The following is a 12044-nucleotide window of genomic DNA, read 5'->3' as shown; positions in this document are numbered from 1 at the left end:
ACATTGAAAGTCCTCAACCATGTACAAAAAAGGTTTTTTATTTCCCCTTTAAATCAGAAAAAGTTTGTAGAAAAGCTACTAACGCTGTTTTATCGGCTTTTTTAAGTTCTCGACCTTGGAAGGTTACTGGCATCATCATAATATTCTCTAATGCAAATTGTTTGTCCGAATTAACGTATTCAACAAAATGACTTTCCTCCTGCGACCCTTTCATTCCAGTATGTTCCGGTAAAAATCCAGCAAGCATTAGCAACTCATTCACGTCCGCGTCTAAAGGGGGGGCGAGAGAATGAATGGATTCCCTTGAAGGATTGTATCTCCCTTTTTCCAAAGAAGCGATAAATGAATAGCTTAAGTTGGACTGAGTCGCTAAACTTCGTAAGGTTAACCCTTTATTCTCCCGTAATTTACGTATACGAATTCCGAATTTGTTCATATAATCACTCACCTATTTTTATCTATTAGATTGCCATACAAAACAAGAAGGATGCTGTGCAGTGTAACTCTACAAATATAATAACCTAAATTGGCGAATAATAGTAGGACAAAACATCAGATAATGAGGAAAATTGTCAAATTAAGTCGTATGACCTATTTGGAGGTTTTTTAGTGTGTTTATCACTCATAAACCATGCGAAAAGTCATGAATGTGTGTTGACAAAATAAACAAAAAGAGGTATCATGTGTTGTACAGCGAAACAAATGGCGTTGATCGAAAGAGGAAATATAGTATTTCTTTTTTGGGAAAGATGTTTTGAAAGACGACACACTGGACATGCTTGGAAAGAATGGTTAATCAAATGGAAAGAGTAATGTTCTTAGGTTTCTATACATATCTTTTAACTATAATTGGACAAACAACTTTGGATAGTTTGGAACTGCGAGTTGTGAAGACAAGGGGGAGGAGGAATTATGAGTGCCATAGCAGGAATTTATCAATTAAATGGTGAGCCGGTGAAAATCGAGTATGGTCATGATGTGATGAAGGTCTTGAGGAGATATCCAGCGGATAAAGTTCAAACATGGCACTCAGATAATGTTTTTCTTGGTTGCCATGCACAGTGGATCACCCCCGAATCGGTCGGTGAGCAACTTCCGTTTTACGACTATGAAAGACAGTGTGCAATCACGGCAGATGCAATCATTGATAACAGGAAAGAGTTATTTGAAAAACTGCAAATTGAACCTGCGCATCAAAAACATATTACGGATAGTGAATTGATTTTGCGAGCTTACTATAAATGGAATGTTGATGCTCCGAAGTTTTTAGTTGGTGATTTCGCATTTATGATTTGGGATCGGAAACATCAGAGGTTATTTGGTGCAAGGGATTTCTCGGGGAGTCGTACGCTGTATTACTACAGCGACAATGAAAAGTTTACTTTCTGTACAGTTATTGAGCCTTTGTTCTCTTTTCCTTTTATAGAAAAGAAGCCGAATGAAGATTGGTTGGCAGAGTATTTGGCAATTCCGGGGATGGTTGATTCGGTAGATGCATCTTCCACGCCTTATAGGAATATAAGACAAGTACCTCCTTCACATAGCATTTTAATAGAAAAGAATAACGTTACGATGAGAAGATATTCTTTTATTATGCAAGGAAAAAGGCTGAAACTAAATAATGATGAATATGTTGAAGCATTTCAAGGTGTCTTTCATGAGTCTGTGTCCTCCCGTTTAAGGACGCATCGAAATGTTGGGTCGCATTTGAGTGGGGGACTGGATTCGGGGGCGGTTGTTGGATTTGCAGCAAAGCATTTACAAGTGGAAAACAAACAACTTCATTCATTTAGCATGATCCCAGCCAGTGATTTTGTTGACTTTTCACCAAACTATTTATTGGCAGATGAATCACCCTATATACAGTCCACTGCGAAATACGTAGGAGGTATAACCGAACATTATTGTAACTTTGACGGGAAAGATTCCTATTCAGAGATTGATGAATTTCTAGACATGTTGGAAATGCCTTATAAGTTTTTCGAGAATTCTTTTTGGCTCAGAGGGATATTTGAAAAAGCTCAAGAAAATGGCGTTGGTGTTTTGCTTAGTGGCGGTCGAGGGAACTTCTCGATTTCTTGGGGGGATGCCTATGAGTACTATGCTCTCCTATTAAAACAACTCAAATGGATTCGTTTATATCGTGAATTAACTAACTTTAATAATAGGGTCGGTGGGTCTAGAAAACGCAAACTGCGTATTATTACAAAGATTGGTTTTCCGATGATTAGTCAGGCACTTTCAGAAGGTACTGAATTTACACTGCCGACGTTGATTAATCCTTCGTTTGCAGCAAAGACTGATGTGTTTACAAGGCTAAACGAAGCTGGTATTAGTCATTTGGGAATGTACTCCAAAACCGATATTTTTGGGATAAGAAAAAAACATTTTGAAGATGTTTTTCATTGGAATGCGAGTAATACAGTATCGACAAAACTTTCGCTGCATACATCAGTATGGGAGCGTGATCCTACTAATGATATTCGAGTAATTCGCTTCTGCTTGTCATTGCCGGAAGAGCAATATGTACAAAATGGATTGGATCGTGCGCTTATTCGGAGGGCAACTCAAAACTACTTGCCGGATAATGTACGTTTAAATCAGAGGATTCATGGTGTTCAAGGAGCGGATTGGGTACACCGAATGATGCCACATTGGGATAGGTTCACTGATGAGCTCGTGGAAATGGGTAATGACGAGCATGCGAATAATGTTTTCCATCCTGAGGTTATTAGATTGGCAATAGAAAAGGCAAAACAACCACCCAAACCAGAGTTTTCAATAGATCCACATTATAAAGTTTTAATGCGCAGTCTAATTGTCTATCGATTTATGAAAAGATTCACTTGAAGGAGGTGATATACATATGAAAATGGAATGGAAAAAACCTGAATTGGAAGTTCTTGATGTGAATCAAACAATGCTTGGAAGAGGTGGACAATTCACGGATAAAGCTTTTGATGCGAAAACTCCTATTAGTGAAATCACTACAAGCTGACCAGTGTGGGACATCGTTTATAAGAAATCGGTGTATTGAAAAATAATAATTGCCCCCCTTTTTTATTGTGGAATTAAAAGGGGGTTCGCCTTTAATGCTGGAAGAAATATATAGGGCATTAATCGTTCAGCAAGAAGAAGGGTGCTGTCTAATAAATATGCTAAAGAATTTTAAAAAAACAACTTACAAAGCATTTGGGTTAACAATTTCCAGTGATATTTTCCTTCGCGAATTACCTTTAATAAGTATAAATGAAAATGAAACTGATGTAGTGATTGAAAAATCTGAGGACTCTACATTCCTGGTTGAATTAGATCTAAAAGATGTCTATATCAGTGAGGAAGATAAGGTCATATTTCGTGTGCCTGAAGTCGGGGTTTTCTTGATACATGATGGTAAAAGAATTGTCTTTAGGAAGTATGAGGGGGCCGATGAAGATCAAATACGACTCTTTCTGTTAGGAACATGTATGGGTGCAATTTTATTACAACGAAAAATCCTTCCTCTTCATGGAAGTGCAATAGTTATAGATGGAAAGGCTTATGCCATTGTGGGTGAATCTGGCGCGGGGAAATCTACTCTTGCTTCCGCTTTTTTACAAAGGGGCTATCAATTGTTGAGCGATGATGTGATACCGGTTACCTTAGATCGGGCGAATACGCCAATTGTTACACCCGCTTATCCCCAGCAGAAACTATGGCTGGAAAGCCTGCAGCATTTCGGAATGGAGTCTTCCAATTTTGAGCCGCTCTTTGTTAGGGAAACAAAATTTGCCATTCCAGTAGAGTCACAGTTTGCTACCGAACCTCTTCCGCTTGCGGGGATATTTGAATTGGTGAAAGGGGGCTTTGAGGAGATTGCCATTCACCCAATCGAAAAGATGGAACGTTTTTTTACATTGTATTCCCATACGTACCGCAATTTTTTCATGCACGGTTCCGGTCTGATGGAATGGCATTTCGACATGTCTTCTAAAATGATGAATAAACTGCAATTCCAACGAATTTGTCGCCCGATTACTCATTTTACAGCAAATGAGTTAGTCGACCTTATCTTAACAACCCTAAGAGCGGAGGAGAACAGAGATGATCAAAACACAGATAGAGTTAAAGAATTCAGTATTTAATCGAAATCAAGGAAATATTGTTAGTGATATGGATGGGGAAACAGTGATGTTAAGTATTGAAAGCGGGAAATATTATAATCTTGGAAATTTAGGCGGAGTGATTTGGGATCTAATGGGTGAGCCTATATCATTTGAGAAATTGATTGAAAACCTATTATCAAACTATGACGTTGAACAATCGGAGTGTGAAGCACAAGTTAGTGCCTTTTTGAAGCAATTGCTTGGAGAAGGCTTGATAATCGCGAATTAGGTGGAGGGCCACAATGCGTATATTAAAACGCGTCCGTACGTTTTTGAGATTAAATTGGGAGAGCAAAATGCTTCTGTTGGAGGCGTACTTGCAATTGGCAAGAGGGCGGTATTTGAAGAGCATTCCGTTTTCAAAAGTGGCTTCCGGCCTTGGTGATGAAATGAAAGAGACCTCTTTTTCTCCTACTGCTTCAAATAATGCAGAGTTGGCACGAGTATCGAAAGCCATTCATCTCATGAGCCGCTATACATTGTGGGAAAGCCAATGTCTTGTCAAAGCGATTGCCGGGATGAAAATGCTTGAGAAACGAAATATCAGTAGCACCCTTTACTTAGGTACCGCAAAAGACACGGATGGAAAAATGGTCGCGCATGCTTGGTTACGTAGTGGTCCCTATTATGTATCGGGTGCTGAAGTGATGGACAGGTTCACGGTTGTTGCGAAGTTTGCTAAAGAAATGAAACATTGAAACACGGCTGTCGAATGGAGGATTTGGTCTTGAAGCATTTCTTGCACTTTACAAAGCAAATACATGGCTACTCTGGAAAAATACTATATATCAATCTGATTTGTATGATGTTAATCGGCCTACTAGATAGTGCAAGTATTTTTTTGGTGATTCCTTTAATTGGATTGACAGGAATTATGGATCTAAATACGGACGGTCTTTCGTTTTTAAATTGGATGACGGACGTGTTTACGGGAATCCCGAAAACGGCTAGCCTACTGATCATATTGGGAATCTACGTCCTTTTGATGGTTGGACAAGGTGTATTCAAACGTAGTCAAACAATTTTAGGCGCTAAAATCCAACAAGGGTTCATTCGAAAACTAAAAGAGGATACGTATAAGGGTTTGCTTCATGCGAATTGGGGATTTTACCTTAAGAAGAGGAAATCCGACATTATTAATATAATGACGAATGAAATGTATAACGTTAGTGCAGGCATTTATTTATTTCTGCAGTTTATGTCTTCGATTATTCTTACTTTCATTCAAATCGCGATAGCGTTTTATCTATCTGTAAAGATGACAAGTTTCATATTGTTTTTCGGACTCATACTTATTCTTTTTTCGAAAAAGTTTATACGAAAATCCCATTCGTTAGGTAAAGAAACATTTGGGTTGACGGAGACATACATGGCGGACGTCACGGATCACTTGAATGGGATGAAGGATATCAAAAGTAATTCGTTGGAGGAAAACCATTTACGGAAGTTTTTCTCACTTACCGAAAAGATGGAGAAAAATCGAATCAAATTAGTGACTGTCAATTCGACCTCACAAATGCTCTTTAAAATGGTTTCAGCTATACTCATTGCCGCTTTTATATTCTTTTCGATTGAAATGGTGCAAGCTCAAACGGCGCAAGTCATGTTGGTCGTCATTATTTTCGCCAAGCTATGGCCAAGGATTACAGGCATTCAATCCAATCTGGAGCAACTTGGATCCACGATGCCATCACTAAAAGCACTACTGGATTTGCAAAATGAATGTGCGGATTCAAGGGAGTTGCAAAGTCTGGAAGTTAACGATGTGAAGCCGATAGTGATGAAATTTGGATTGAATTGCCTGAATGTTCACTTTAAATATGATTCGCAAAAGGATACGTATGCGCTCCGGAAAGTGGATGTGCATATTCCATTTAATCGGATGACCGCGATAGTAGGGGCATCTGGGGCTGGAAAGAGTACATTAATTGACTTGCTAATGGGCCTAAACAAAGCGGATCGAGGGATGGTAACTATTGATAATGAACCGCTCACAAATGAGAATGTAACTTCGTTGAGGAGATCAATCAGTTATATTCCGCAGGACCCATTTTTGTTCAACGCAACGGTTAGGGAGAATTTGCTGATCATTGACCCGGATGCAACAGAAGATAGGATTTGGGAGGCCTTAGAATTTGCGGCAGCAGCGGAATTCATAAGAAAGCTTCCGCAAGGTCTTGATACACGTATAGGAGACCGGGGAATCCGACTGTCCGGTGGGGAAAGGCAGCGTCTTGTATTGGCCCGGGCTATTTTACGGCAACCATCTATTCTCATATTAGATGAAGCGACGAGTGCATTGGATGTGGAAAATGAAGCGAAAATCCAGGAGGCAATCGAAAGGTTAAAAGGAAAGATGACGATTATCGTAATTGCCCACCGCTTATCAACGATTCGTAATGCGGATCAAATAGTGGTAATGGACGCTGGAGAAATCATTCAAACCGGTGATTATAACCGATTGGCGAAAGAAAAGGAGGGGGTATTTGGAAACTTACTTGATATCCAAATGCAAACCATTGCTTAATGAATAAAAAAACGGGGGGGTGAGGCCATTCATGAAAAGGGGCTTAAAAATACTGATAATTTTTTCTCTGGTATTTTTAGCTATTATTGCGTCTGGCGCATTATATTGGCATGTCCAGTATAAGAGCGGATTAGCTGTCGCGACTGAAGATTTTGCCCAGATTGAATTGTTAGTGCCCCAAACAACATTTAAGCCATTCGAAGGTGTGAAGTCGGAAGATGATGATGTCTTGAATATTCTTTTGGTAGGAAGCGACGCCCGTGATAATGAAGTCGGAAGATCGGATGCGTTAATGATCCTTCATTATAATCAGTCAAAAAATGATTTGAAGTTAGTATCCATCATGCGCGACACATACGTCGATATACCGGAACACGGAAAACAAAAGATAAATGCCGCATTCGCTTTCGGCGGACCGGAGCTTGTCCGGGAAACATTAAAGCAAAACTTTGACATCGACATTCAATACTACGCAACCGTCAACTTATCCGGCTTTTCAAAGATAATGGATGTCGTTGCTCCTGACGGGATAGAAATCGACGTATCCCAGTCGATTCCTTATAGGGGGGGCAAAATTCAACCTGGTAAACAACTTTTACATGGGGATGAGTTATTAGGATATGTCCGTTTCCGTAATGACAATCAAAATGACTTTGGTCGTGTGAAAAGGCAACAAGAAGTCATATCAAGAGTGAAGGAACAGGCTGTCGGCATGCATACACTTGTAAATTTCCCGAAGATACTTGGCATGGCAGACCCTTATATCGACACGAATATGAGCAAGAAAAAAATCTTCCAAATCGGGGAGGGAATATTTCGCGGGAAATCCGAAATGCAGACATTACGGATCCCACTTGAAGATTCCTATGAGCATAAACGCGTGGCAGCAGGAGCTGTTCTTAGTATTGATTTTGAGAAAAATAAACAGGCGCTGCAGGAGTTCCTATCACCCAATTTCAATGAAGAAATCGAAGAGGAAGCTGGGGAGCAGTAAAGCGTGACTTGTACTTTAGGTACTACTATAAATGACATAAAGGTGGAACCGGTTAAAAGAATAATAATGTGAGGAGAAAGCTTATGAGAAAATTATTCGGGAGATTGGTGTGTAAGCTAACGGGGTATCATCGCATTGGTTACTATTCTAGTTCATGTAGTCGTTGCGGCTATGTACGAAGGGGAGCACGTGAGCAGGTTAGGTTATAGGAGGTTGGAAGGAATTTAGGTTGCAAGGTTCTTGTTGAATTCCGAGTTGCCCAGGAACCTTGCACTCTAAATTGGATGGGGTATATCAATTTGCGCCCTTACTACAGTCATGGTGATTGTAGTTGGGGTGTTTTTGTTGCGAGCTGCGTTTGTTTGAATGCTCCGTTTGTTAAGGTACCTGTACATGGTTGAATTCAGTTTATTCACTATAATTGTATAAATGTAGAATTTAAAATATCTTTGATCGCAAGGAAATGTAATTTATTTATGACAACAGTTTATGAATATCAAGAGATGAATTGACAGGGAGGCAATCCATTTTTCAATTTCCTTAATTGTAATGTGTGTAAATCATACTTTTTATAAGTATCCTACTTGGTTCACACCAATGACGCCTCTTCGTAATAATGTAATCCCAAGAGTTTCGTAGGCAAATTGTTCATATTCAAAGGTGTGAAATTCAAAAGTAGAAGTTTCAAATAATTCTAATTGCGTTTGTTCGTATTCAAACGTAGATAATCCAATCTCATTTAGTAACTCATGTGGCATCTGATAATCTTGGTCGACGATACCAAACATGGTGAATCCAGAATCAATACAGAATGAGATATACGTTTTATATGAAGCGGTATAAGCAAAAGATCCGATGCTGGATCCGATAAAACTCCCTAACATAAATCCGAATACTGGGATTGCAATAAAACTTTGAGTAATGCCCCCAACAATTAGAGAACCTGCAGATACATACATGCCCCTAACCAAGTTGTCAATGAGTTCTCCTCTTGTCATTTTTTCGTTGGCGACTAAAAATGAATTCTTCATCACATCTAAAACTATTACTGTGACAACACCAATTACAGCGGGATTGACAGATTTTAATGCTTCGCCCCATAATCCTGCTTTACAGGCAGTTGTCAGTGCGGCAGAGATTGTACCACGAACGAACCCTTCTGATCCACCTTCCAAAGCAGCAAACCCTATTTTTTGAAATTGTTTTTCATCTAGTTCTCCAGTTTTAATTAAGTAGTCGATTGCTCTATATATTTCTGGGGCGGCCTTTAAGACGATGGATATAGTTGCTGCAGTTAGGCCTGCTTTAAAAGCTTGCTCCATAACATATTTGTATTTTACGAGTTCTTCTGTAGCAAAACCGTGTTCGCCAGAGTCAAATTCACCTTTTTTGGCTAACCGCGCAAGTAATTCTGACTCTTCTCTTGAGAGAGGGGTGGATTCTGTTCCTTGCGGTGTTTCTATTTTATCTTTTAACATCTTTAACGTATCTTCATACCGTTTAACTTGGTCAGGTCTGATGATGCTTTCCTTAGCGATTTTACTCTCAAGCCAGTTAATTGCTTCTTGCATTTGATCCTTTGGAATGACCCGTACTTGCCCAGAATATATAGGGTCATTTAGGAGTTGTATGTCATCGTAACCTCGTACTTTCATAAACTCCTCTAATGAATCAAATGGCTTGCCTACATTGAGCGACCTAACTTTGTATTTGACATACCGTTCAAAGATACTTTCAGCTTGGGCTTTAGCACTCTTTATCCCAGTCTGGTAGTATTTCAAACCATATTCGGTTCCATTACTATCGATAACGTCAGCGGATGCAAAATCATGACTTCTATCCACTGTTGTTCGGACCGATTTTCCTTTTAAAACGGCATCAATATTATGCGTACCTGAATGCCAAAATTCTGCGACATCGCCTTGTAAATTGGAGGTGTTTGTTTCAAAGCCTTGGAACCGATTGATTTCCGATTGAAATTTTTCAATTTCACTACTAATTGAAGAAATATATTCATTGCCAGCATGAGCGCCTACAAACGCTGAGGCATTTTTCCCAAAGAAGTCGTATCCCTTTTTAAAAGAATCCATGTATTAATCCTCCAAAAATGGAGTTAATGCATTCATATAGAAATGGTACACGCCAGTGTGGTATTGTTGTTTCATTATTTTTTTCTTTGCCTTCATGCTTGATACAATACTGAAAATGGCAACTGGGTATACATAAGGTAATAATAAGGCGAAGCCTTTCACTATATTTGGGGTTGCGTGTAATAGGTTGAGCTCTACTTTTTCTTTAAATTCTCTTTGTTGCTGTTCACAAAAAGTAGTGAAACTGTCATACTCTTCCTTTTTGAGTAATCTATCTTCAATATAAATTACACCCTGATTCCCAAGCCATCCATAATGAATTCCATGCTCATTGAATTTCTCTGAGACATTCGGAATTACTGATTTTGCAGATTTGCTACTACCAATAAATAAAATATTCTGGTCAGAAGAGATATTCGCCTCATTCGCAAGAAAGTGCTTTTCCTCCCAAACACTGGCTATAACAGAACCATCCTTACTTCCAATAACTTCGTTTTCACTATCATCTTTGGCACTAATAAGCTGAGATAATAGATTTGCATATACCTTCGTTTTGTTATCACATACAATAAGTAGCTTCTTTTTTTCTTCTTTAAACATTTATTTAATCCTCCCATAGAACTCAGTTCATTTGTTGTATACTTCATTCTACCAAACTATCGTCAGAGTCATTTGATTTTTTAAAGCTATTTTAAATATTGTTTACCACCTGGTGTATTTCGCAATTGAAAACTGAGCAATTTGTCAAATTACCTCGAGTACCAGGTACTCATTGAATTCGGAATTGTTCCAGAACCCGGTACCGCTTTTAGCTTGCAGGTCGTCCGGTTAATTAGTTGCGGAAATGGAGAAGGGGAATGGAATATTCAGAAATCTATGATATAATTTAGAAAACTGGATTGGATATCAACGAATTTTAAGGATATAAAAGCATATAATAAGAAGAATCAGTTAGCAGTATTAACGGATGAAGCTGCACAGCATTTAGAACTATTGGAGGTGATAAAATGTTAAATACAAATAATACAAGCAGACTTCGCTATGAAGTTGATTTAATGGTTCAGCATATCACTACGGAATTGATAAATGAGTTTGGTAAAAGCAAAGAAGAAGCGATGAGAATAATTAAAGACTCTGACGTGGAGGATTCTTTAAGTAAAGATAAAATGGGTTTTCATGAATCCCCCTATAATTGGGCAATCAGCATATTAACTGATCAAAATGATTATGAAGCATTGGAAAAACATTTTTATCAATAGGAAAGGAGAGACCATGTTAAAATTGGTTATATCTCCTTTCCTTTTTTAAATCCAAGATTTAGCATATCCAGGTTCTCATTGAATTCTGAATTGTCCTGGAAACCAAGTCAACTCATTATGCCGCTGCTTAATGTCCAATGCTACCTATATTACCTGTCCCAATTCTGACGGATTGAGTGTCTAAATTCGGGCGGACTCTATTAACCTAATGATGAAAAAGAGAAGAGCTTACTGATTGTCCAGAAGGTTTTTTCTCCTCTTTTCGCATCGATTTTGAATCTGACGTATGACAAGCAGTTCGGCAGGTGGCACTAGAAGTATACATACAAATTCATTCATCCCACTCATAGTCATCATTTTCTTTATCGCCGTATCTTTCAACAATCTTTTTTAAATCTACAAATGCTTGGTTAAATTCAAGAATTTTATACGGTGTTATTGACTCTCCTTTGCTTATCATCGCATTAATGGCCCACTTTCTCTTTCTTATACCCGATACGAAAGCAATCTATATCCTCTTTTGCTTCAAGCAAAAAATTATTGGTATTTTTCAGCTTCTTATTATTAAACCAGTTCCCAAACCCCAGTGTGTCTTTAACACTTCTAGTAGTTACTCTAATGGGCTTTCCATCTCTTTGAAGGATTGTTTCTATAGCCTTCTTTGCAAGTGTCAGACATTCCATATCCCATTGTTCCCAATCAATGAAATCCGCACTCCTTTTTCTGGTTTGTTTCTTGGCGTAACCTTTTCATACCAATTACGATCATGTCTAAATATCCATTTGTGAAGACCCTTGGGACATTGGATGCTTCAATTCTTCTCTCTGTCCCCTTTTCTCCATTCAGGAAACCAACCAATCTCCATTAGGGAAGTTGAAAGTATCCATGAAATAAAAGCTATTCATCTGCAAAAAGTCGGTATCCACCCAATCTCACTCCCACACCTACCCCAAATCCTTGCAGCTCTAAGCCCCCCCTTTTTTCCACCCTGAATTGTATTGAGCATTCTATCAACATTAAATAGATTTT

The 12044-nt window shown here is 38.6% G+C and carries 11 protein-coding genes; 8 read left to right on the top strand and 3 right to left on the bottom strand.

Annotated elements, in window-relative coordinates; translation table 11 throughout:
- Positions 1-37: 37 nt before the first annotated feature.
- Positions 38-436: a helix-turn-helix domain-containing protein gene (locus ACFPZG_RS01250; RefSeq protein WP_317940335.1), complete on the bottom strand. Its 399-nt coding sequence runs from the start codon at positions 434-436 to the stop codon at positions 38-40.
- Between the two features lie 476 nt (positions 437-912).
- Here ACFPZG_RS01250 and ACFPZG_RS01245 point away from each other — a divergent pair, with 476 nt between their 5' ends.
- The 7 genes from ACFPZG_RS01245 to ACFPZG_RS01215 all read left to right on the top strand — a co-directional run bounded on the left by ACFPZG_RS01245 (position 913) and on the right by ACFPZG_RS01215 (position 7666).
- The gene (locus ACFPZG_RS01245) at positions 913-2850 is read left to right on the top strand and encodes an asparagine synthase-related protein (RefSeq protein ID WP_317940334.1); all 1938 of its coding nucleotides are present in this window, start codon (positions 913-915) and stop codon (positions 2848-2850) included.
- 16 nt (positions 2851-2866) lie between these two features.
- On the top strand, positions 2867-2998 hold the full coding sequence (locus ACFPZG_RS01240; RefSeq protein WP_283732961.1) for a paeninodin family lasso peptide: 132 nt from the start codon (positions 2867-2869) through the stop codon (positions 2996-2998).
- Positions 2999-3155: 157 nt separating this feature from the next.
- Positions 3156-4124 (top strand): HPr kinase/phosphorylase, encoded by a 969-nt coding sequence (locus tag ACFPZG_RS01235; protein WP_283734702.1) that lies wholly within the window; start codon positions 3156-3158, stop codon positions 4122-4124.
- On the top strand, positions 4084-4374 hold the full coding sequence (locus ACFPZG_RS01230; protein ID WP_283732960.1) for a lasso peptide biosynthesis PqqD family chaperone: 291 nt from the start codon (positions 4084-4086) through the stop codon (positions 4372-4374). The genes ACFPZG_RS01235 and ACFPZG_RS01230 overlap by 41 nt, the downstream gene beginning before the upstream one ends.
- Before the next feature lie 13 nt (positions 4375-4387).
- Positions 4388-4843, top strand: coding sequence for a lasso peptide biosynthesis B2 protein (locus tag ACFPZG_RS01225; protein ID WP_283732959.1), 456 nt, complete (start codon positions 4388-4390; stop codon positions 4841-4843).
- Positions 4844-4872: 29 nt separating this feature from the next.
- A complete protein-coding gene (locus tag ACFPZG_RS01220; protein ID WP_317940333.1) occupies positions 4873-6672 on the top strand; it encodes an ABC transporter ATP-binding protein in 1800 nt (599 codons plus the stop codon).
- A gap of 31 nt (positions 6673-6703) precedes the next feature.
- Positions 6704-7666, top strand: coding sequence for an LCP family protein (locus tag ACFPZG_RS01215; RefSeq protein WP_317940332.1), 963 nt, complete (start codon positions 6704-6706; stop codon positions 7664-7666).
- A gap of 569 nt (positions 7667-8235) precedes the next feature.
- On the opposite strand, the gene ACFPZG_RS01210 is transcribed toward ACFPZG_RS01215, so the two are convergent.
- Entirely contained in the window at positions 8236-9756 is a 1521-nt protein-coding gene (locus ACFPZG_RS01210; protein ID WP_317940331.1) for a hypothetical protein, read from the bottom strand.
- 3 nt (positions 9757-9759) lie between these two features.
- Positions 9760-10356 (bottom strand): hypothetical protein, encoded by a 597-nt coding sequence (locus tag ACFPZG_RS01205; RefSeq protein ID WP_283732953.1) that lies wholly within the window; start codon positions 10354-10356, stop codon positions 9760-9762.
- Positions 10357-10763: 407 nt separating this feature from the next.
- On the opposite strand from ACFPZG_RS01205, the gene ACFPZG_RS01200 reads away from it, so the two are divergent.
- Positions 10764-11015, top strand: a complete 252-nt coding sequence (locus ACFPZG_RS01200; protein ID WP_283732952.1) for a hypothetical protein — start codon at positions 10764-10766, stop codon at positions 11013-11015.
- Positions 11016-12044 lie beyond the last annotated feature (1029 nt).

This window comes from Sporosarcina thermotolerans, assembly GCF_042658975.1.
Classification (GTDB): domain Bacteria; phylum Bacillota; class Bacilli; order Bacillales_A; family Planococcaceae; genus Sporosarcina; species Sporosarcina thermotolerans.
This window is presented reverse-complemented; position numbering and strand designations above follow the sequence as displayed.